This window comes from Corallococcus sp. Z5C101001 (genome assembly GCF_007352635.1).
Lineage (GTDB): Bacteria > Myxococcota > Myxococcia > Myxococcales > Myxococcaceae > Corallococcus > Corallococcus silvisoli.
The window spans coordinates 338,388-360,205 of record NZ_VKLU01000004.1; the positions used below are offsets into that span (position 1 = coordinate 338,388).

Genomic DNA, 21,818 nt, shown 5'->3' on the forward strand with positions numbered 1-21,818 from the left:
GAGGCACACCGATGGATGGCAATTCAAAGGATGATGCGCTGAAGGCGCTCGCCGCGCGCCGCTGGCGGGTGGCCGGGGCGCTGACGGTGGCGATGCTGGTGGCCTACCTGGGCTTCATCCTGCTCGTGGCCTTCAACCGGCCGCTGATGGGGCTCCAGTTCGTGCCCGGGCTGTCCATCGGCATCGTGCTGGGGGCCCTCACCATCCTGCTCGCGTGGGTGCTGACGGGCGTCTACATGCTCTGGGCCAACCGCAAGTACGACCCCGCGCTCGACGAACTGCGCCGCTGAAAGGCACCCATGAATCCCACGAACGCGGGCACGCGGATTGGCCAGCCCAACCTCACGGCCATCGTCTTCTTCCTCCTCTTCGTCAGCATCACGCTGGCCATCACCTACTGGGCCGCGCGAAAGACGAAGACGACGTCTGAGTTCTTCGCCGCGGGCGGCGGCATCAGCGCGGCGCAGAACGGCTTCGCGCTGGCGGGTGACTTCATGAGCGCCGCCAGCTTCCTGGGCATCGCGGGGCTGGTGGCCACGTCCGGCTTCGACGGGCTCATCTACTCCGTGGGCTGGCTGGTGGGCTGGCCGGTGGTGACGTTCCTCATCGCGGAGCCCCTGCGCAACCTGGGCAAGTACACCTTCGCGGACGTGGTGGCCTACCGGCTGAGGCAGACCCCGGTGCGCCTGTCCGCCGCGGTGGGCACGCTCACGGTGGTCGTCTTCTACCTGATTGCCCAGATGGTGGGCGCGGGCAACCTCATCCGCCTGCTCTTCGGCCTCTCCTACGAGACGGCCGTGGTCATCGTGGGCGCGGTGATGATCCTCTACGTGCTGTTCGGCGGGATGATCGCCACGACGTGGGTGCAGATCGTGAAGGCGGTGCTGCTGCTGGGCGGCGCGACGGCGCTGGCGGGCGCGGTGCTCTACCAGTTCGGCTTCAGCCCCACGGCGCTCTTCAGCGAGGCGGTGAGCCGCTACGGGCCGGAGGCGCTGGCGCCGGGCAAGCTGGTGTCCAACCCGCTGGAGACCGTCTCCCTGGGCGTGGCGCTGATGTTCGGCACGGCGGGGCTGCCGCACATCCTGATGCGCTTCTACACGGTGCCGGACGCGAAGGCGGCGCGCACCAGCGTCTTCTACGCCACGGGCCTCATCGGCTTCTTCTACCTGGTGACGTTCATCCTGGGCTTCGGCGCGTCCGTGCTGGTGGGCCGCCAGGCCATCATCGGCGTGGACAAGGGCGGCAACATGGCCGCGCCCATGCTGGCCGAGGTGGTGGGCGGCACGGGCTTCCTGGGCTTCATCTCCGCGGTGTCCTTCGCCACCATCCTGGCGGTGGTGGCCGGGCTGACGCTGTCGGGCGCGGCGGCGCTGTCGCACGACCTGTGGTCCAGCGTGGTGCGCAAGGGCCACGCGCCGGAGGCGGAGCAGCTCAAGGTGGCGCGCATCTCCAGCCTGCTCCTGGGCGTCCTGGCCATCATCCTGGGCGTCGTCTTCAAGAACCAGAACGTGGCCTTCATGGTGGGGCTGGCGTTCGCCATCGCGGCGAGCGCGAACTTCCCCGCGCTGCTCCTGTCCATGCTGTGGAGGGGCTTCACCACCCGGGGCGCGGTGGCCAGCATGCTGACGGGCTCCCTCAGCGCGGTGCTGCTCATCTTCCTGTCGCCCACGGTGCAGGTGGAGTTGCTGGGGCACGCCTCGGCGCCCTTCCCCCTGAAGAACCCGGGGCTCGTCACCATCCCGCTGTCGTTCCTGGTGGGCTGGGTGGTGTCGCTGCTGGCGCCGGAGGCGGAGGCGTCCCGGCGGTTCGCGGAGGTGGAGCACCGCATGCACGTGGGCGCTGGGGTCCCCCCGAAGGGGGCGGCGCCCCCGGACGTCGCGGGCCCGGTGGCGCCGGGAATTCCGGAGGCCCCCCAGGAGATTTGAGGCTGCTCGGCCGTCCTCCACGGCATCTTCCTCGACGTGGAGGACAGGGCGGAACCCGGGAGTTTCCAAAGGGGCTCGGGTTCCGCCTTTTTTCCCGCGCCGTGCCCGTCCGGCGCGCGCCAGCCCGGGGGATGCCTCAGGGGTGGGAGCGCAGCTGCTGCTGGAGTTCGCGCAGCGGCTGTTGATCCGCGCGGATGCGCCCGCGCTGGGGGACGTCCAGGTCCACGAGGGCGAACATCACGGCGGTGAGGATGACCACGAAGATGACCCAGGGGAGGCCGCCCCGCGCGTGGGTCTCCGGCCGGAAGCCCAGAAGCATCGCCGAGCCCATCATCCCGACGACCAGCAGGGCGAAGATGGTGTTCGGGATGATGTTGCGGGAGGCCGCCAGACGCTCGGCGGAGACGTCCAGCATGTCGTTGAGGGCCTGGGTGGTCAGGTTCAGGACCGCGGTCTGGAGCTGTGGCGCCACGCCCGCGAGCAACGACCAGCACTGAGCCTGGAGCGCATCGGATTCCTGGAGCCACCGCGCGAAGAGCTCCGGGTCCGCCGCGTCCTGGTACCCTTCGAGCCGGACCTCGAGATAGCGGCGCAGCCGGATCTTCAGCTCGCCGCGCGTGGGTTCGGGGAGGAAGTCCGTGCGCAGGTAGAACGTGCCAATGGCGTTCGCCTCCTTCACGACGAGGTCGCGGCGCAGGGTGTAGCGGTCCGAGGCCATGGAGAAGGAGAAGGCGAGCAGGAGCGCCACCAGGCCGAGCACCGACGCCTGCAGCGCCGCCACGTCGTCCAGCCCCTGCTTGCGGTGGCTGAGCCGGAAGCCGAACTCCAGGCTCAGGAAGAGCAGGACCAACACCACCGTGGCGAGCATCCACGTCGGCATGATTTCGACGATCTTCATCGTGCGCCGCAACGCCTCCGCCCCACGAACTGGGAAGCCAGGGACGGTGGAGCCTGGGGGCGCGGGAGGCAACGCGCCCACGGGTCCAGGGCCAGGGATGGCCGTGAACGTTCCGGACGCGGAACCGCCGCCCCCGTGTGGAGGCCGGGCGGCTCGACGGGCGAGGGATTGCGTCTAAGCTGCGCGGCCGTGAACCGGCCGTCTGAACAGAGCCCCGCGGGCGGCTTCCGCGCCCGCCTGCACACCGTCATCTTCGAGTCCGACACGCCGGCGGGGAAGGCGTTCGACGTGGCCCTGCTGTGGGCCATCGTGTTCAGCGTGGGCGCGGTGATGCTGGAGAGCGTCGCGCAGGTGCGGGCGGGCTACGGCCACGCGCTGCATGTCGCGGAGTGGGTCTTCACCGTCCTCTTCGCGCTGGAGTACGTGCTGCGGCTCATCGCGGTGCGCCGGCCCCTGGACTACGCGCGCAGCTTCTTCGGCATCGTGGACCTGATGGCGCTGCTGCCGTCGTTCCTGAGCGTGCTGTTCCCCGGCGCGCAGACGCTGCTGGTGGTGCGCGTGCTGCGCCTCCTGCGCGTCTTCCGCATCCTCAAGCTGGGGCACCTGCTGGGTCAGGCGGAGGTGCTGCTCAAGGCGCTGCTCGCCAGCCGCGCGAAGATCGTCGTCTTCCTGGGCGCGGTCCTGAGCATCGACGTCATCATGGGCGCGCTGATGTACATGGTGGAGGGCGAGGCGCACGGCTTCGACAGCATCCCCCGCTCCATGTACTGGGCCATCGTGACGATGACGACGGTGGGCTTCGGCGACATCACGCCCAAGACGGTGCTGGGGCAGTTCATCGCGTCCATCCTGATGGTGATGGGCTACGGCATCATCGCGGTGCCCACCGGCATCGTGTCGGTGGAGCTCGCTGCCGCCACGCGTCAGCGTCAGGACACCCAGGCGTGCCCCGGGTGTGGCGCACAGGGTCATGACCTGGATGCGCGCTTTTGCAAACGGTGCGGCACGGCGCTGGACTGGGTCCCCTCGCAGCCCGTCCGCTGAATCTGGCTAGGATGGCGGGGCATGGCCCGCGCCATCGACACGCCCGAGCTGGACGAGGAGCTGCTGGTCCACCGGTTCCCCGGCATCGACCGCAAGGCGGTGGGCGCCTTCTACACGCCCGCGCCCCTCGTGGAGCGCACGCTCGCGCTCGCGCTGTCACACCTGGAGGACGGGCCGCTCACGGTGGTGGATCCCGCCTGTGGCGCGGGGGCCTTCCTCGCGGCGGCCTCGAGGCTCCGGCCGGACGCGCGGCTGTGCGGCCTGGAGCTGGACGAGGGCGTGGCCCGCCTGTGTCAGGCGCGGGTGCCGGGCGCGGACGTGCGCGTGGGCGACGCGCTCCGGGACGGCCTGGAGCCGCTGCTCGCGGGGACGCCGGAGGGGCACGCGGAGTTATGGGTGGGCAACCCGCCCTACAACGGCACGTCCGCGGTGCTGAAGGACGCGGCGTGCTACGCGCGGCTGCGCGCCCTGGTGCCGCTGGAGATGCCGCCGGGGACCAGCCTGCGGGACGACTTCGCGTTCTTCCTGCTCGTCGCCACGAAGCGGCTGGCGACGCGGCCAGGGGTCCTGGCCTTCATCACGCCCGCGAGCCTGCTGGAGTCGTTCATCTACGCGCCGCTGCGCCGCGCCCTGCTGGAGGTGCTCCACCTGCGGGAGGTGGTGGACCTGGGGCCCGGCGTCTTCACGGGCGCGCAGGTGCGCACGTGCATCACGGTGTGGACGTCCCGCACCGGCGCGCCCGCGCCCGCGCCCCGCTACGAGCACAAGGGCGTGGGCCAGCGCTTCACGCCCGAGCCGCCCGAGTGGCGGTTGGCCCCCATCGCCCAGGAGGCCGCCGCGCTGGACGCGGACTGGCGGGCGCGAGGCGAGCTGCTCACCACGCTCATCCCGGTGAGCCTGCCCGGCGTGAAGACGCGCTTCGACGAGCTGCTGGTGGACGCGGACGCGGAGCGGCTGCTCGCGCGCCTGCGGGCCTTCCGCGCCGCGACGGAGGCCACGCTGGAGGACTTCGCGCGGGGGCATGGCCTGGAGCCTTCGCTGCTGCCCAAGCTGCGCGCGCTGAAGCAGGGCGCCCCGCTGGAGGTGGACACAGGCCACGTGCGGCCGTTCTTCCGCTACGGCGGCGCGCGGCACCGGGGCGCGCTGCCTCCGGAGGCGAAGGCGTTCTGCTACCTGGACCGGCGGCTGATTCCCCGGGGGGACCACCGGCTGCGCGGTCCGTATGATCCGCACGAGGGCGCGGTGAAGCTCCTGTTCAACGTGCGCGAGCTGCCCCTGTCCGCGGCGCTCCTGGAGGAGCCGGGCTGCGTGCACGACCACCGGCACGCGCGCTTCGCCCCGCTGTACGTCCCGCTGCGCGTGAGGGAAGAGGGCCTGGGCATCACCCGGGGCGCGGAGTCCCGCGAGGAGCTGGGGCCGCTGGTGCCCAACCTCTCGCCCCGGGGGCAGGCCTGGGCGGAGGGACTGGGGGGGCCGGAGGCGGCGTTCCGCGCGGTGATGCGCTTCCTGAATGGAGGGCCGGTGCAGCGGGTGTGGGCCCCCGCGTTCGGCGCCTCGCGGGTGGTGCCGGTGCCGCTGGACGGGCCGCTGCCGGAGTGATGACTCGCCACCACTTGGCCGCGCGCGGGGATGGACTTTCACCTGCGAAAGGCGCTGGGGGTGGGTAGTGTCATGGCCGCTGGGTCACCCACTTCAGGAGTCTCCGAGACATGACGATTCGCCCCCTGTTTGTCGCCGCCGCCCTCCTCTCCACGCCCGTCCTCGCCCAGGACGCGGGGACGCCGGCCCCCGCGGACGCGGGGGTGAAGCCCATGCCCAAGAAGGGTGAGACGGTGAAGGCGCAGCTGAAGGACGCGCAGGGCAAGGACGTGGGCGAGGTGACGCTCGAGCAGACGCCGAAGGGCGTCCTGGTGAAGGGCGCGCTGATGAACCTGCCCGCGGGCGAGCACGCCATCCACATCCACGAGACCGGCAAGTGCGATGCGCCGGACTTCAAGAGCGCGGGCGGCCACTTCAACCCGACGAAGAAGCAGCACGGCTCGCTGTCGCCCAAGGGGCAGCACGTCGGCGACCTGCCGAACCTCTACGTTCCCCAGGACGGCAAGGTGCAGTTCGACATCTTCATCGCCGACCTCAAGGTGAAGTCGCTGCTCGACAAGGACGGCTCCGCTGTCGTCGTGCACGCCAAGCTGGACGACTACTACACCGACCCGGCCGGCGACGCGGGCGGCCGCATCGCCTGCGGCGTGGTGGAGAAGGCGGAGTAGTCCCGACGCACGGCCCGCCCGGTCCCCGCGGTCGCGGGACCGGGCGCCCCGGCCTCACACGTACCCGAAGCGCCGCCGCGCGAACCACTCCGCGCCGAGCAGCGCGATGAGCGCCGTGAGGGAGTACCAGCGGTCCCACAGCGGCTGGTCCTTCGCGCGCCCCACCTCCACCACCGGCGGATCCAACAGCGGCACGTCCGGCAGCCCGTCCTGCGGCAGCTTGTACGCCTTGCCCTCCGTCGCGCTGGCGATCTGCTCCATCAGCTCCGGCCGCACCGACGCGTCCGACAGCTCCGGGCCCACCGCGCGCACCGCCACCGCGTCCTCGCCCTTGCCCAGGTCCGCCGTGCCCTTCTTCGCGGACGCCAGCAGCTTGTAGGGCCCCGGCGCCGGCGGCGCGAACTCCAGCCGCACCACGCCGTCCGCCCCCGTCGCGCCCGTCTGCACCGCCACCGGCTTCTGCGTGGCCACGGAGAACAGCTCCACCCGCACCTGCGCGCCCTCCGCCGGCTGGTAGTCCGCCATCCGCGCCTGCACCACCACGCCCACCGGACGCCCCGGCTCCACCGACGGAGGATCCGCCGTCACCTTCAGCGTCGTCAGGTCCGGGTCGCGCACCAGCCACCGCAGCGCGTTGCCCCAGAAGCGGTCATACGCGCGGTTCGGCGAGCCGTCCCGGTGCGACGTGAACGCCCAGGACCACGTCGCGTCCGTGGCCACCACCATCGCGCGGCCCCGCCCGTAGTCCCACACCGACACCAGCGGCGCGTTCTTCCCATCCACCGTCATGAACGGGTGGTCCATCAACACCGTCGCCCCAGGGCGCGCCCGCGTCAGGTTCGCGCCAGGGATGGGCGCGAGCTCCGCCCACGTCCCCTCCGTGCTCGCCGCGCCCGTCCCGATGGACGTCACCGGGTGCCGCAGGCCCTCCGGCGTCAGCCGCGGCTTGAAGGGGTCCGGGTTCGCCGGCCCCGCCGCTTCCACCGGCAGCGCCTCCATCAGCGTGGGCATGCTCGCGCGGCCCTCGCCCAGCACGCTGTCGCCGCCAATCATCACGAAGGCGCCGCCCTCGTGGATGTAGCGCTCCAGGTTGCGCTCGTACTCCGCGATGGACAGCGACGGGTCGGAGTAGCCGAAGTTCTGGAAGATGACGACGTCGAACGTGTGCAGCTTGGTGTCGAAGATCTCCTCCATCGGGAACGGGATGAGCGACAGCTCCCGCTCGTTCGTCACGCCCGGGTCGTCCGACAGCGTGCGCAGGATGTAGAACGACACCAGGTCCACGTTCGCGTCCTGCTTGAGCAACCCGCGCAGGAAGCGCTCGTCCCACGAAGGCCGGCCCACCACCAGCAGCACGCGCACCCGGTCCCGGATGACCTTCAGCGTGAACGAGCGGCTGTTGTTCTCGCTCACCGCCTCATCCGGGAACGTGGGCACCGTCACCGTGTAGACGAAGCGGCCCGTCTGGTCCGGAGTGAAGGTGAAGGACACCGGCTTCACGTCGTCCTCGGTGGTCATCCGCACCAGCTTGTTCGCCACCGTCTTGCCCTCCTGGCTCAAGACGACGGGGATGTCCTGGCCCGCGAAGCCGCGGCCGTGGATCTCCACCTCCACCGTCAGCGAGTTGCGCACGAAGGCGAAGTCATCCACCTTCAGCCCCTCCACCGACAGGTCCTTCAGCGCCTCCTGCCCCACCAGGAACGTGGACACCGGCACGCCCAGGTCCGCCAGCGCCGCCCGCGCCCGGCCCACCGCCCCCGCCTTCAGCTCCGTGTTGTCCGCGCCGTCGCTGAAGAGCAGCACCCCCGACAGCTTGCGCGTCCCCTGGCCTCCGGAGGCCGCGGACCGCAGCGCCGCGAACAGGTCCGTCGTCCCCGCCCGCGCGGGCTCCTGCGCGAGCTGCGCGGGCGTCACCGGCGACAGCTCCGGATCCACCCCGTACACCTCCACCGTGAAGCGGTCCTTCCAGGACGCGAACGTCGGCGCCGCCTTCTCCAGGAACGCCGCCACCTGCGCGCTGCGCGTGGGGCCGCCCGGCTCCGACGGGAAGTTCATGGACGCCGAGCGGTCCACCAGCACCGCCACCCGGTTCTTCATCCGCGCCACCTGCAGGTGCCGGATGCCGGGCTCCAGGAGGAAGAACAGCGCCGCCACGCCCGCGCCCAGGCGCAGCGCCCAGAGCAGCAGCTTGCGGCCCCGGGACGGTTCGCGGCGCACGCCCCACGCCGCCAGCACGATGCCCAGGGCAAGGCCCACCCCCAACAGCACCAGCGCCCACACGGGCAGGGGCGAGAGGCTGACGAGCTTCCACGCGTTGAAGGACGGGGCGTTCATTCGGTCGCGCGCCAGGGCACGTCAGCGCCGCTTGTTGAGGATGAGGGGCAGGTGCACCGCGTCGTCCTTGTAGTCCAGGCACAGCGCGTACATGCACAGGTTGATGCCCAGGCGGATGGCCAGCTCCCGCTGCGGCTCGCCCCCCGGAGACACGTCGAACTCGTAGTCGCCGGCCTCGCTGCGGCTCCAGGCCCCCGCCACGTCGTTCTGCGAATAGATCACCGCCGCCCGCTTGCCCACGCTCGCCACCAGCGGCAGCGGCTTGTGCAGCAGCCGCCCGGGCGCCGCGTCCAACAGGAAGAAGGACTTGAAGACGACGTGCGTCCCCGGCGCCTCCTTCAGCGGGCTCTGCGGCAACACGCGCGCCATCTCCCGGCGGAAGCTGGCGTCGAAGCCGTCCCCGTCGCTGCCGTCGTTGGCGTCGCCGAACACGAAGCCGCCATATGTGAGGTAGCGGCGCAGGTTGGACACCTCCGCGTCGGTGAGCGCCGGGAAGCCGCCGTCGCCCCCGAAGTAGAGGAACGGGTACTCGAAGAGGTCCGGGCTGCTCAGCGCGAACGGGCGCGCGTCCGGCACGACCTCCACCGACGTGCGCCGCTGCAGCTCCCACGCGAGCCGCCGCAGGCCAGACAGCCGGCCGTCCCACCGGCCCCCATGCCGGGCCACGGCGGGGATGAACCGGCTCTTCTCGCCGAAGGCGGACGCGCGCCCCGACAGCAGCGGGACGAGCGCGGCGGTGCCGAGGAGGAGGTTTCGACGGGAGAGGGGCCGTACGGGCATGGGGACCTGCTTATACCGTCGGCCGGTGCCAGCATTCCCTGGTATAGAGGCGACCCATGGCGAAAGGCGGACAGACGCCCCCGGCGCCCGGCGCCCCCGGCTCCGAAGTCGTGCGCGCGGCCTGGGCCCGCAAGGAGGCCGGTGACGTGGCCGGAGCCCGGAGGGACGCCCGGGCCCTCCTCGCCGGAGACCCCTCCCCGGAAGTCCGGGAGAGACTGGAAGACCTGCTGCGCGCCACCGCCACGCCCCGCGCGCTCTACGGCTACGCGCTGCTGGGCGCCGTGGTGCTGGCGGTGCTGCTGGGGCTCGCCTTGACCCGCTATTCGTAGCGGCGGTTGTCGGTAGGATGGAGCGCCATGGAAGGCTTCCTCCTGGCGCTCAAGTCGTACCAGACCTTCAACCCCTCCGGCTGGGTGGGCATCTATCGGCTGCTGCCCATGTGGACCGGCGGGGTCGTGGCCGTCGTGGGCGTGGTGCTGCTGCTGGCGGGCGGAGGCAAGCTGTTCCGGCTGGTGGCGGGCCCGGTGGGCGCGGTGCTGGGGCTGGTGTGGACGGGCGCCGTCACCCAGCGGCTGAACCTGATGGACCTGGATCCGCGCCTGCCCACCTTCGTGGCCGCGGCGCTGATGGCCCTGGGCTTCCTCTTCCCCCCGGCCATCACCTTCGTGGGCCTGGGCGTGCCGCTGGGCCTCCTGGCGGGGCAGATCGCCGGCCCCAGCGACTTCCTGCTCGGCTTCGCGCCGGGCTTCATCGTGGGGGGCCTGGCCGGCGCCTTCCTCCACCGGCAGGTGAGCGGCATCGTCGCGTCCGTGGTGGGCGCGTGGCTGCTGGTGATTGGCGCGCTCGCGGCGCTGCACCAGTTCGGGGGCGTCGTGGAGGCGGTGGCCAGCCGCCCCTGGGGCGTCATCATCGCCGCGCTCCTCTTCGCCCTGGCGGGCAGCGTCTATCAACTGGCCGTGCGCCCCACGCCCGAGGAGTCGGATCAGCAGAAGGCCGAGCGCCTGCGCCAGAAGCAGCGCCTGGCGGAGCAGCAGGCGCTCGAGAAGCGGTGGGGGGTCAAGTAGCCCCTGACCCGGCAATCCTTTACGCGGGGGGGGCCGGAGCGTAGATTCCGCCGCCTTTCCCCCTCCCGTTCCCCGAGCATCGATGGGCCAGGCCAGCCGCAAGGACAAGGACAAGCAGCCCCCAGTGGAGTCCCCCACGGGTACTCCCGTCCCGCCGGCCCCGGAGGGGCCCCAGGCGACTCCCGCGGCGCCCCATGAAGCCTGGCGGAAGCCCGAAGGGCTGAGCCGCAAGGGCTGGGCCGTCCTCGCCGGCGCCGTCGTCCTCATCCAGTTCCCGCTCATCCACTACGCGCTCTTCCGGGGCCAGGCGGACGTCAGCGCCACCATCCCCTACGCGCAGTCCTTCAACGACCCCGCCGTCGTCGCCCGCGACTTCTTCTCCACCGGCGCCTACTGGCGCACGACGGGCGGGGAGCTCCTGGGCCCCGCGCCCAAGAACAACCCCCTGTGGCTGAAGGCCGCGCTGCCGGACGACGTGGCGGTGGAGTTCGACGTGCGCCCCGAATATCCAGAGGGCGACATCCGGGTGGAGCTGTACGGCAACGGCCGCGACGCGGCGTCCGGCTACGTGCTGGTGCAGGGCGGGTGGAACAACAGCCTGTCCGTCATCGCCCGGCGCGACATCAACGCGCCCGCGCTGGACGCGCTCCAGCGCCGCGCGGCCCGCGTCGCGGAGAAGGGCGGCGGCCAGGGCGCGGACCTCGTCGCCACCGGCGTCTTCCAGAAGGACACCGCCATGCGCGTGGAGTCCCGCGTGGGCGCCCCCATCCAGGCGGGCCGCACGTACCACTGGCGCATCGAGCGGCGCGGCAACGTGCTCAAGTGGGCCATCGACGGCGTGCCCGTGGCGGAGCTGGACGACCCGTTCCCCTTCAAGGGCCCGGGCCATGACCGGCTGGGGCTGTCCGGCTGGGAGTCCCAGCTGTTCTTCGACAACCTGCGCGTCGGCACGCCGGACACCCTGCCGGCCACCCTGGTCGCGAAGCCGGAGCCCACCCTGCCCCCGGGCCCCTCCGAGGACGACTTCAACCGCGACACGCTGGGCGACGCCTGGAACGTGACCCACCCCGCGGGCGTGAAGCTGGAGGACGGCGCGCTGGTGGTGCAGGGGCTGGGCAACCGCCCGGTGTGGCTGAAGAAGCCCCTGCCCCAGAACGCCACCATCGAATTCGACGCCTGGGGCGACAGCGCCGACGGCGACATGAAGGTGGAGGCGTGGGGCGACGGCCGCTCCTTCTACGCGGGCGACCCGCGCCTGCAGTACACCGCCACCGGCTACGTCTTCATCTTCGGCGGCTGGCGCAACACGCAGTCCATCATCGCCCGCCAGCACGAGCACACCAACGACCGCGCCGTGCGTGATGGCGCGGTCGTCACCCCTGGCCAGCGCTACCACTTCAAGATCACCCGGCGGGACGGACTCCTGTCGTGGGAAGTGGACGGCAAGCCCTTCCTGTCCCTCCAGGACGCGTCCCCGCTCCAAGGCCCCGGCAACCAGTACTTCGGGTTCTCGGGCTGGCAGTCGCGCGTCCACTTCGACAACCTCAAGATCCAGCCGCTGTAGCCTTCCCCCCGGGCGGCGGAGGAAACACCCGTGCGCAGAGTCGGAATCTTCGGCTGGGGCGTGGTCGCCCCGCGTTCCCCCAACATCGAGGCGTTCGCGAAGAACCTCGAGTCGTCCGAAACCTGGCTGACCCCCTTCAACGGCTTCGGTCCGGACAACTTCCTCGTCGGCAATCCCACGTTCAACCTGGCCGACTACAAGCCGTGGATCGACGCGCGCTTCCCCGCCAACCGCTTCTCCCAGCTGGAGCGGAAGATGGGGCAGCCCACGCAGTACGCCATCGGCGCCTTCATCCAGTCGCTGTCGCAGAACCCCGGCATCGAGAAGGAGCTCCAGGCGCTGGGCGCCCGCGCGCACGTCTACGTGGGCACCGGCCTGGGCGACCTGCCCACCATCCAGCACATCTCCCTGGACCTCTACCGCGCCCAGCGCCGGTGGGACCGCTTCTGGGCCAGCCCCGAGCGCAACGGCGCCCTGCGCCAGTGGCGCGAGACGCGCGAGCCCCTGACCGGCCTGCCCCCGGAGCCCTCCACCATCGAAGAGGTGGAGCGCGACAAGGCGGAGGACGACTGGTGGCACTTCTGGGCCAGCCGCTCGCCGGAGCTGCGCGAGTACCTGGAGGAGCTGCGCGAGATTGAAGCCATTGGCGTGCCCGACGAGGGCGACGTGGAGTCCGCCAAGCTCGCCGTCATCAAGGAGAAGCGCACCCGCAACGGGCGCCTGCAGAAGAAGTGGAACGCGCCGGAGCCGCCGTGGAACGCGGTGTCCTCCAACGTGCTGTGGAACATCCACAACACGCCCGCCTCCCAGGTGTCCATGCTGGGGCAGATCACCGGCATGACGTTCGCGCCGGTGGCCGCGTGCTCGTCGTTCGGCTACGGGCTGAAGCTGGCCATGAACGCCATCCGCCTGGGCGAGGCCAAGGCGGTGGTGCTGGGCATGACGGACGCGGCGCCCAACCCGCTGGTGGTGGGCGGCTTCTACAACGCGCGCGTCATCTCCGCGGACGCCGCGGTGTCCAAGCCCCTCACCGCGCTGCGCGGCACGCACATCGCCGGAGGCGCGGTGGTGTGGGTGGTGGGCGACTACGAGCACTTCACGCAGAAGGGCTTCAAGGCGCTGGGCCTGGAGCCCGTCGCCGTGGGCGTCACCGCGGACGCCGACCACATCATCACCCCGTCCAAGGAAGGCCCCACCCTGGCCATCCGCGAGGCGCTGGACGCCGCCGGCTGTCAGCCCCAGGACGTGGGCAGCTGGGACCTGCACGCCACCGCCACCCCGGGGGACTTCCTGGAGGTGCAGAACCTGCGCGACGTGCTGCCCGACTCCGTGCTCATCACCGCGCGCAAGGGCACCTTCGGCCACGGCATGTCCGCGGGCGGAGGCTGGGAGCTCACGGCGCAGTACCTGGGCGCGGAGCAGGGCAAGGTGTTCCCCACGCCGCTGGCCGCCCCGGAGCTCAACAAGCAGATCGCCAAGGTGCACGGCCGCTTCGTCTTCGACCGCGAGGAGGCCGCGCCCGAGGGGTGCTCGGGCAAGCTGTCCATGGGCGTGGGCGGCATCAACGCCTGCGTCATCTCCCGGCCCTGGAAGTAGGCCGGGGGAGCCCGGCGCGACAGGGCCCCCCGGGCGACTTCGCGGCTGTGCCTCGGCCTCCAGGGCCGAGGCGCCCCGCGCGCCCGAGTGTCAGCCCTTGGGCACCGCCACCATGTCGAAGTCCGGGATGCGCTCGCGCATGAACTCGCGCATCCGGTTGATGAGGGCCGCTTCAATCTGCCGCGCGCGCTCGCGGCTGACGCCGTACTTGTCGCCGATGTCCTGGAGCGTGAGCGGCTCGTCCGCGGTGAGGCGGTGCTCGAAGATGTAGCGCTCCTTGCCCTCCAGCGTCTGGGCGAAGGCGTTGAGGTTCTCCCGGAAGAGGGCCTTGAGCTGCTCGGAGCCCAGGCGCTCGTCGGCGGGCACCGCGCCGGACGGCAGGTAGCGGTCCGCCCGGGTGGCGCGGGAGTCCTCGTCGTTGCCCAGCGGCGCGTCGATGGACAGCTCGTCGTGCCCCAGCCGCTGGTCCATCTCCACCACGTCCTGCTCGGTGACGTTGAGGCGCTCGGCCAGCAGGCGCGGGCTGGCCTCGAAGCCCTGGGCGACGAGCTTCTCCTGCTCCTGGCGCAGCTTGAAGAAGAGCTTCCGCTGGGCCTCCGTGGTCCCCAGCTTCACCATCTTCCAGTTGTCCATGATGTAGCGGAGGATGTACGCGCGGATCCACCAGGCGGCGTAGCTGCTGAGCTTCACGCCCCGGTCCGGGTCGTACTTCTTCACCGCCTGCATCAGCCCGATGTTGCCCTCCTGCACCAGGTCCAGCAGGGACAGGGGGTTGCGGTGGTATTCGTGGGCCAGTTTCACCACGAGTCTCAGGTTGGAGGCCACCAGGCGGTAGGCCGCCCGCACGTCCCCCGAGGCCTGGTACTCCTTGGCCAGCTGGTGCTCCTCCTCCCGGGTGAGCAACGGGTGGCGCGTCACCTCGGCCATATAGGCCTGGAGGGGGTCCCGGTTGGTGAGGGCGGACGCGGACTCCGCGCGAAGCAGCGTGCCGGAGGCGGTCCGGGACGCGGGCCGGGGCGCTCGGGGGGCGGGCTCCTCGATTTCCGCCTCCGCCTCGTTCAGCTCCGACAGGTCCGGCTCCAGGGTTTCCGGGTCCTGGAGCGGGGGCGTCTCCTCCAATTCCTCCCCGGAGGACTCCTGGGGTGGCTGCGAGCGGGCGGCGGCCGCCGGGCGCTTCGCGCGGGGCCGGGGGGCGGCCGGACCATTGGTTCTTTTCCTCCCATTCGCCATGCGCGCTCCATACCCCAAAGTGCCGCGATTGTTGCCAGAGGGTAATGCAGGGGCTATGCCCATGCCCGATGAGCGACATCCAAGAGCCCACGCCGGGAGCCCCGGCGCCTGACGAAGCCCCGACGCGTCCCGGCGAATACATCGCGGACATCGGCTTCGACGACATGAACCTCTCCGAGCCCCTCCGCCGCGCACTGGCGGAGCGCGGCTACACGAACCCCACCCCTGTCCAGGCCAAGGCCTTCGGCCCCGCGATGGCGGGCAAGGACCTCATCGTCCGCAGCAAGACGGGCACCGGCAAGACGGCCGCCTTCGGCCTGCCCCTGCTGGAGAAGATCCCCGCTGACGAGAAGCGCGTCCGCGCGCTCATCCTCTGCCCCACGCGCGAGCTGGCGCTGCAGGTGGCGGAGGAGCTCACCCTGCTGGCCAAGCACAAGGGCGTGAAGGTGGCGGCCATCTACGGCGGCGCCTCCATGAAGCAGCAGGAGGACGCGCTGGAAGAGGGCACGCCCATCATCGTGGGCACCCCCGGCCGCGTCTTCGACCACATCAACCGCGGCAACCTCAAGCTGGACGGCTGCGACCACGCGGTGCTGGACGAAGCCGACGAGATGCTCAACCAGGGCTTCTACGAGGAGGTCACCCGCATCCTCGACCGCCTTCCGAAGACGCGCCAGGTGCTGCTCTTCAGCGCCACCGTCCCCACGGACATCCAGAACCTCATCGCGCGCTACACGACGAACGCGGAGACGCTGCTCTTGTCCGGCGACGTCTTCACGGTGGAGCACATCCACCACATCCGCTACGACGTGTCGGATCAGTTCCCCAAGCCGCGCAACCTCATCTACGTGCTGGAGAAGGAGGAGCCCTCCAACGCCATCATCTTCTGCAACACGCGGGATGACACGGCGCTGGTGACCGCGGTGCTCAACCGCAACGGCTTCGACGCGGAGCTGCTCAACGGAGACCTGCCGCAGAAGGAGCGCGAGCGGGTGATGGGCAAGGTGAAGCGCGGCGAGGTGGCCTTCATGGTCGCCACGGACATCGCGGCGCGCGGCATCGACATCTCCGGGCTGGAGTACGTCATCAACTACTCCCTGCCGGAGGACCCGGCCGTGTACCTGCACCGCGTGGGCCGCACCGGCCGCATCGGCAACAAGGGCACCGCCATCAACCTCTTCTCCGGGCGCGAGCTGGCGACGTTCACCGCGCTGGAGAAGAAGTTCGGCATCAAGTTCGAGATGCGCGAGATGCCCGCCCCGGAGGAGGCCATGCGCCTCTGGACGGAGCGCCACGTGCGGGAGATCCGCGAGGCCACGGGCTCCAGCATCTTCGAGGGCTTCCTGCCCCTGGCCGCGCAGCTGAAGACGCGCGGCGACGCGGACGACCTCATCGCCTTCCTCATCAAGTACTTCTTCAGCCACCTGCGCATGGAGAAGGCCCAGGCCGCGGGCGAAGCGGAGAAGCGCGAGCCGGTGGAGCGCAAGCCGGTGGAGCGCCGGGGCAAGGACCGCGACCGCGACCGCGAGCGTCCCCGCCGCGAGGACCGGGGCGAGCGCACCGAGCGCGCCGAGCGTCCCCGCCGCGACGAGCACCCGGACCGCGAGCGCCGCCCGCGCCGCGACGAGCCCCGACGTGAGGACCGCGGGGAGCGTGGCCGGGGCGGAGCGTCCCCCGCGGCGCTGGAGCCGGGCCCCGGTGAGACGAAGCTCTGGGTGAACCTGGGCACCGCGGACGGCCTGGGGCCGGGCAGCATCGCCACGGCGATGGAGGAGGCGGGCGCGCCGGTGGGCAAGCTGGTGCGCGCGGAGCTGCGCCCCACGTTCGCGTACGTGTTCGTGGCGGAGGAGGACTCCGCGGGCTTCGAGTCCCTCAACGGCAAGCAGCACGGCAGCAAGACGCTGCGCGTGGAGAAGAGCAAGCCGCGCAGCGAGCGCGACGCCACCAGCACCCGCCCGCCCCCGTCCCCGGACGCGGCCCCCGGCGAGGTGAAGCTCTGGGTGAACCTGGGCGTGGATGACGGCATGGACGAGGCGAAGCTGCCCGCCACGCTGGAGTCCCTGGGCGCCCCGGGCGGCAAGGTCCTCAAGGCCCTCACCCGCCCCACCTACGGCTACGTCTACGTGCCGGAGGCGGAGGCCCCCGGCTTCGAGGCCCTCAACGGCAAGACGCACGGCGACAAGGCGCTGAAGCTGGAGCGGCACCGTCCGCGCGGCCAGCGCGAGGAGCGCCGCCCCCGCCACGAGTCCCTGCCGGACGTCCCCGGTCAGGCGCGCCTGTGGGTGGGCCTGGGCCGGCAGGAGGGCCTGGACGAGGCGGGCGTCACCGCCGCGCTGGAGGCCGCGGGCGCTCCGGCGGGCAAGGTGCTGCGCACGGACCTGCGCCCCACGTACGCGTATGTCTTCGTCGCGGAAGAGGACGTGGCCGGCTTCGAGGCCACCCACGGCAAGCCGCACGGCGAGGGCAAGACGCTGAAGGTGGAGCGCGCCAAGCGGAAGTAGCGGGCGACTTCCGCCCCGCCGTCAGGCGCCTTCCGGTCCGGGAGGCGCCTTCTTCCTGCGGGCCCGGTGGTAGTGCGCGGTGCACAGCCCCCGGGCCAGCACGGGCCGGCCACACTCCGGCGCGGTGCAGCCCGGAGTGGAGAGGGTCCTCGTCACGGAGCCCAGCGCCTCCGGCCCGCCGTTGAACATCGCCTCCGCCACGGCCAGGAGGCGGTCCACGTCTTCCCGGCCCAGCCCCCTGCGCCGCACCCAGTCCACCAGCCGATGAGCCTCCGCGTCCTCCGCGTCCTCCAGCCGGAACAGCTCCCCCAGCGGCAGCTCCAGCGCGGCCGCGACCTGGAGGAGCGTGTCGTAGCTGGGGTTGCGCTCGCCGCGCTCCAGCAGGGACACGAAGCTCACGGAGATGTCGCACCGGGCGGCGAAGTCCTCCTGGGTCAGGCCCCGGCGCTCCCGCAGCGTGCGGATCCGCCGCGCCAGCCCCAGCAGGGAGGAGCCGGCGTCGCTCATGTCCGGGGGGCGGGGGCGCATGGACGTCCCCATCGTAGCGCACCCCTTCTGTTAAGGTTTTCCGCCTCCCCTCAGGAGTGACGCCCGCCATGAACGCCGTCGACGGCACCAACTACTACTTCCGCAAGGCCGCGCGGGTGATGGACGTGGGCACGCCCATCGAGACGCTGCTCGCCACGCCCCTGCGCGAGGTGAAGGTGCAGGTGTCCATCGAGATGGACTCCGGAGAGATCCGCACGTTCCTGGGCTACCGCATCCAGCACGACAACAGCCGGGGCCCCATGAAGGGCGGCCTGCGCTACCACCCCGCGCTGGACCAGGACGAGTGCGTGTCGCTCGCGTCGCTGATGACGTGGAAGACGGCGGTGGTGAACGTGCCCTACGGCGGCGCCAAGGGCGGCGTGGCGTGCGACCCCGCGCAGATGAGCCTCAAGGAAGTGGAGCGGCTCACGCGCAAGTTCGTGGATCAGATTCAAGACGTCATCGGGCCCACGCGCGACATCCCCGCGCCGGACGTCAACACCAACCCCCAGGTGATGGCGTGGGTGATGGACCAGTACTCGCGCTACCACGGGCACTCGCCCGCGGTGGTGACGGGCAAGCCCCTGGAGCTGTACGGCTCCAAGGGCCGCGAGGCCGCCACCGGCCGGGGCCTCCTGTACGTGTGCCGTGAAATCCTGCGCGACCTGGGCATGCCGGTGAAGGGCACGCGCTTCGCCATCCAGGGCTTCGGCAACGTGGGCAGCCACATCGCGCAGCTCATCTGGGGCGACGGCGGCGTGGTGGTGGCCGCGTCCGACGTGCTGGGCGGCATGTACAACCCGCAGGGCCTGGACGTGCCGTCGCTCTTCGAGCACGTCAAGCGCACCGGCACCGTCACCGGCTTCAGCGGCGGCACGCCGTGCACCAACGAGGACGTGCTCGCGGCGGACTGCGAAGTCCTCATCCCCGCGGCGCTGGGCCACGTGCTCACCCGCGACAACGCCAACAGCGTGCGCGCGCGCCTGGTGGTGGAGGGCGCCAACGGCCCCACCCAGCCGGAGGCGGACGACATCCTGGAGAAGCGCGGCATCTTCGTGGTGCCGGACATCCTGGCCAGCGCGGGCGGCGTGACGGTCAGCTACCTGGAGTGGGTGCAGAACCTCCAGCACGTCTCCTGGGAGGAGGACCGCGTCAACGCGGAGCTGGAGAAGACGATGAAGGAGGCCTACGACCGGGTGGCGCAGATCGCCCGCTCGCGCAAGGTCTCCATGCGGACGGCCGCCTACATCCTGGCCATCGGGCGGGTGGGCAAGGCCACGGTGCTGCGCGGCATCTGACGCGGGGCGCCGCGGCGCGGCCAGGCAGGCGTGGGCTCCGCGTCGCTTCCACGCGGGGTCGGCTTCCGCTACACGGCCGCCATGATGGTCACCCTGCAAGACATCCAGGCGGCGCGCGAGCGGCTCCGCAAGGCGCTGCGCCCCACGCCGTGCCCCGCGTCGGACTACTTCACCGAGAAGACCGACTGCGCGGTGGTGTACTTCAAGCTGGAGAACCTCCAGCGCACCGGCGCCTTCAAGGAGCGCGGCGCGCTCAACAAGCTGCTCACGCTCACGCCGGAGGAGCAGCGCCGCGGCGTCATCGCGGCCTCCGCCGGCAACCACGCGCAGGGCGTGGCGTACCACGCGCGGCGGCTGGGCATCCGGGCCACCATCGTGATGCCGGAGCGCACGCCGCTCATCAAGGTGACGCGCACGCGCGACGACTACGGCGCGCGCGTGGTGCTCAAGGGCGCCAACTTCGACGAGGCCTACGCGGAGGCCCTGCGCATCCAGGCCGCGGAGGACCTGGTCTTCGTGCACCCGTTCAACGACGTGCACGTCATCGCGGGCCAGGGCACCATCGGGCTGGAGCTGCTGGAGCAGTGCCCGGACCTGGAGCTGGTGCTGGTGCCGGTGGGGGGCGGCGGGCTCATCTCCGGCGTGGCGTGCGCGCTGAAGGAGACCCACCCGCACATCCAGGTGGTGGGCGTGCAGGCCTCCACCATCGCCAGCATGAAGGCGTCGCTGGATGCCGGGAAGCGCACGGAGCTCACCGCCGCGGGCACCACCATCGCGGACGGCATCGCGGTGAAGGTGCCGGGGGACATCACCTTCGAGCACGTGCGCAAGTACGTGGACGCGGTGGTGACGGTGGACGAGGAGGAGATCGCCGCCGCCATCCTGATGATGCTGGAGCAGGAGAAGTCGGTGGCGGAGGGCGCGGGGGCCGCGGGGCTGGCCGCGCTCGTCAATGGGCGGGTGCCGCAGGCGAAGGGCAAGCGCGTCGCCATCATCGTCGGCGGTGGCAACATCGACATGAACGTCATCAGCCGCATCATCGAGCGGGGCCTCGTGAAGGCGGGCCGCCTGGTGCAGCTGGAGGTGCGGCTGCCGGACCGGCCCGGCATGCTCGCCCGGCTCACCACGCAGATCGCGGAGATGCGCGCCAACGTGGTGGACCTGCACCACGACCGCGCCTTCTCCAAGGCGGGCCTGGGCGAGGCCACGGTGGAGGTGATGCTGGAGACCACCGGGCATGCCCACATCCAGGAGCTGATGACGGCGCTGGAGTCCCAGGGCTGGCAGGTCGCCCGGACGTAGAACGGGAGAGCTTGCGCGGGCGCTCGGGGCTTCGGCGATACTCCGGAGTCCATGAATACGCCCCTCATCGCCCTGCTGCTCCTCTCCGCCGCCCCTCCCGCGCAGCAGGCGAAGGAGCTGGCCGCCCAGAAGCAATGGGAGGAGCTGTACCTCGCGTTCGCCGCGGCGGACCCCGCGGGCTACCCGGAGGCGCAGCGCCCGTCGGTCGCGGGCCCGCTGCTCAAGGGCTGCGAGGCGCTGCTCGCGGAGGACGCGGTGATGGCGTACTCGCTGGGCGAGCGCGCCGTGGCCTTCCAGGAGACGGCCGGGGGCCTGCGGTGCCTGGCGCGCTCCGCGCTGAAGACGGACCAGCGCGCCTCCGCGGAGGAGGCGCTGAAGAAGGGCCTGGAGCAGTTCCCCAAGGACGGGGCGTTCGCGCTGGAGCTGGGGAAGCTGCAGTTGCAGGACGCGGATTCGGCGGGGGCGCTCGCCACGCTGGAGCGGGTGCCCGCGAAGTCGAAGGAGGCCGCGGAGGCGCGGAAGCTGATGCAGCTGGCGCGCGCGAAGGTGTCGGAGGAAGACACGGCGCGGCGCGAGGCGGAGCGGGTGGAGAAGCGGCTGAACGGCGAGCCCGGCCCGGGTGACACGCGCCAGGCGAAGGCGACGAAAGGCGACGTGGACATCCGCCCGGCCGGCCTGAACTACGAGTCCGGCGTGGGCAAGGACGGCATGCGCGTGCGCGCCAACCGGCGGTTCGCGATCCGCTACTTCAACAGCGACCGCGACTTCGGCCAGCGCGCCGAGTACGAGGGCAAGGTCGTCTCCGCGCTCGAGGAGGCCTATGAGTTCACCCAGCGGACGCTGGGCCGCGCCCGCGAGCGGCAGCTGGACGTGGTGCTCTACACGCGCGACGAGTTCCGCACGCACCTGGGCGCCACGTACGCGGCCCGGGTCGCCGGGCTGTACGCGGATGACGCCATCCGCATGAACGACGCGGCGGAGCTGACGCAGATGACCAAGGCCACGCTGGTGCATGAGTACGTGCACGCGGCGGTGGACGAAATCTGCCCGCGCGGCGCCGGCGCCCTGCCCCGCTGGTTCAACGAGGGCCTCGCCGAATACATCGAGTGGCGCTACCTGGGGCTGGACGGCCCCCCTCGCCACTTGCTGGACATGATGCGGGGCCAGGCGAAGCAGGGCCAGCTGCCGACGCTGTCCCAGATGGACTCGCAGGCGCCCATCTCCATGTCCCAGCCGGAAGTCGCCTACGCGACGTCCGCCATGGCGGTGCAGGAGCTGGTGCGGCTGGGGGGACAGGAGAAGCTGCTGGACTTCATCCAGAAGGCGGGCATGGCGCTGTCCTTCCAGGACGCCCTGAAGGAGACCTACGAGAAGGACTTCGCGGGCCTGGACCAGGCGGTGCGTGGCGCCCTCTCGGGGAGGTAGCGGCCGGTCGGGCTTGGCGGATTGGTTTACCCCCTGGCGGGAGTCCCCTACACTCGCGGGCC

Annotated in this window: 18 protein-coding genes; 13 read left to right on the top strand and 5 right to left on the bottom strand. The window is 71.4% G+C overall.

The features are described from left to right. The first annotated feature begins 11 nt into the window (after positions 1–11). Entirely contained in the window at positions 12–290 is a 279-nt protein-coding gene (locus FOF48_RS09920; RefSeq protein ID WP_143900288.1) for a DUF485 domain-containing protein, read from the top strand. A 9-nt stretch (positions 291–299) separates the two neighbouring features. Then, positions 300–1,925, top strand: a complete 1,626-nt coding sequence (locus FOF48_RS09925) for a sodium/solute symporter (protein ID WP_255442027.1) — start codon at positions 300–302, stop codon at positions 1,923–1,925. Between the two features lie 136 nt (positions 1,926–2,061). On the opposite strand, the gene FOF48_RS09930 is transcribed toward FOF48_RS09925, so the two are convergent. Then, entirely contained in the window at positions 2,062–2,823 is a 762-nt protein-coding gene (locus FOF48_RS09930) for a hypothetical protein (RefSeq protein ID WP_143900290.1), read from the bottom strand. A 189-nt stretch (positions 2,824–3,012) separates the two neighbouring features. Here FOF48_RS09930 and FOF48_RS09935 point away from each other — a divergent pair, with 189 nt between their 5' ends. From FOF48_RS09935 to FOF48_RS09945, 3 genes are all read left to right on the top strand, one after another. After that, positions 3,013–3,867, top strand: a complete 855-nt coding sequence (locus FOF48_RS09935) for an ion transporter (RefSeq protein ID WP_143900292.1) — start codon at positions 3,013–3,015, stop codon at positions 3,865–3,867. A gap of 21 nt (positions 3,868–3,888) precedes the next feature. Next, positions 3,889–5,466, top strand: coding sequence for a class I SAM-dependent DNA methyltransferase (locus tag FOF48_RS09940; RefSeq protein WP_143900294.1), 1,578 nt, complete (start codon positions 3,889–3,891; stop codon positions 5,464–5,466). A gap of 110 nt (positions 5,467–5,576) precedes the next feature. Next, positions 5,577–6,134: a superoxide dismutase family protein gene (locus FOF48_RS09945; RefSeq protein ID WP_143900296.1), complete on the top strand. Its 558-nt coding sequence runs from the start codon at positions 5,577–5,579 to the stop codon at positions 6,132–6,134. Positions 6,135–6,188: 54 nt separating this feature from the next. Here FOF48_RS09945 and FOF48_RS09950 read toward each other — a convergent pair whose 3' ends face one another. Together FOF48_RS09950 and FOF48_RS09955 are read right to left on the bottom strand one after the other, a co-directional pair. Beyond that, a complete protein-coding gene (locus FOF48_RS09950) occupies positions 6,189–8,468 on the bottom strand; it encodes a glutamine amidotransferase (RefSeq protein WP_143900298.1) in 2,280 nt (759 codons plus the stop codon). Between the two features lie 21 nt (positions 8,469–8,489). Then, entirely contained in the window at positions 8,490–9,248 is a 759-nt protein-coding gene (locus FOF48_RS09955) for a DUF4159 domain-containing protein (protein WP_143900300.1), read from the bottom strand. Positions 9,249–9,304: 56 nt separating this feature from the next. Here FOF48_RS09955 and FOF48_RS09960 point away from each other — a divergent pair, with 56 nt between their 5' ends. The 4 genes from FOF48_RS09960 (at position 9,305) to FOF48_RS09975 (ending at position 13,472) form a co-directional block, all read left to right on the top strand. Then, on the top strand, positions 9,305–9,577 hold the full coding sequence (locus FOF48_RS09960; RefSeq protein WP_143900302.1) for a molecular chaperone DnaJ: 273 nt from the start codon (positions 9,305–9,307) through the stop codon (positions 9,575–9,577). Positions 9,578–9,604: 27 nt separating this feature from the next. Next, positions 9,605–10,312, top strand: a complete 708-nt coding sequence (locus FOF48_RS09965) for a hypothetical protein (protein ID WP_143900304.1) — start codon at positions 9,605–9,607, stop codon at positions 10,310–10,312. Positions 10,313–10,394: 82 nt separating this feature from the next. Further along, positions 10,395–11,876, top strand: a complete 1,482-nt coding sequence (locus FOF48_RS09970; RefSeq protein ID WP_143900305.1) for a hypothetical protein — start codon at positions 10,395–10,397, stop codon at positions 11,874–11,876. 30 nt (positions 11,877–11,906) lie between these two features. Then, positions 11,907–13,472: a beta-ketoacyl synthase N-terminal-like domain-containing protein gene (locus FOF48_RS09975; protein WP_143900307.1), complete on the top strand. Its 1,566-nt coding sequence runs from the start codon at positions 11,907–11,909 to the stop codon at positions 13,470–13,472. 90 nt (positions 13,473–13,562) lie between these two features. On the opposite strand, the gene FOF48_RS09980 is transcribed toward FOF48_RS09975, so the two are convergent. Continuing rightward, complete coding sequence (locus FOF48_RS09980; protein WP_143900309.1) at positions 13,563–14,702, bottom strand: RNA polymerase sigma factor RpoD/SigA; 1,140 nt, start codon at positions 14,700–14,702, stop codon at positions 13,563–13,565. 68 nt (positions 14,703–14,770) lie between these two features. Here FOF48_RS09980 and FOF48_RS09985 point away from each other — a divergent pair, with 68 nt between their 5' ends. Continuing rightward, positions 14,771–17,203 carry a DEAD/DEAH box helicase gene (locus FOF48_RS09985; protein ID WP_143900310.1) on the top strand — a complete coding sequence of 811 codons (2,433 nt, stop codon included), beginning with the start codon at positions 14,771–14,773 and terminating at the stop codon, positions 17,201–17,203. Positions 17,204–17,224: 21 nt separating this feature from the next. Here the strand turns inward: FOF48_RS09985 and FOF48_RS09990 are convergent, their stop codons facing one another. Beyond that, on the bottom strand, positions 17,225–17,731 hold the full coding sequence (locus FOF48_RS09990) for a helix-turn-helix domain-containing protein (protein WP_143900312.1): 507 nt from the start codon (positions 17,729–17,731) through the stop codon (positions 17,225–17,227). 68 nt (positions 17,732–17,799) lie between these two features. On the opposite strand from FOF48_RS09990, the gene FOF48_RS09995 reads away from it, so the two are divergent. The 3 genes from FOF48_RS09995 to FOF48_RS10005 all read left to right on the top strand — a co-directional run bounded on the left by FOF48_RS09995 (position 17,800) and on the right by FOF48_RS10005 (position 21,756). Continuing rightward, complete coding sequence (locus tag FOF48_RS09995; protein WP_143900314.1) at positions 17,800–19,029, top strand: Glu/Leu/Phe/Val dehydrogenase; 1,230 nt, start codon at positions 17,800–17,802, stop codon at positions 19,027–19,029. 84 nt (positions 19,030–19,113) lie between these two features. Then, entirely contained in the window at positions 19,114–20,331 is a 1,218-nt protein-coding gene (locus FOF48_RS10000; RefSeq protein ID WP_143900543.1) for a threonine ammonia-lyase, read from the top strand. A 51-nt stretch (positions 20,332–20,382) separates the two neighbouring features. Further along, on the top strand, positions 20,383–21,756 hold the full coding sequence (locus tag FOF48_RS10005; RefSeq protein ID WP_143900316.1) for a hypothetical protein: 1,374 nt from the start codon (positions 20,383–20,385) through the stop codon (positions 21,754–21,756). The last annotated feature ends 62 nt before the right edge of the window (positions 21,757–21,818 follow it).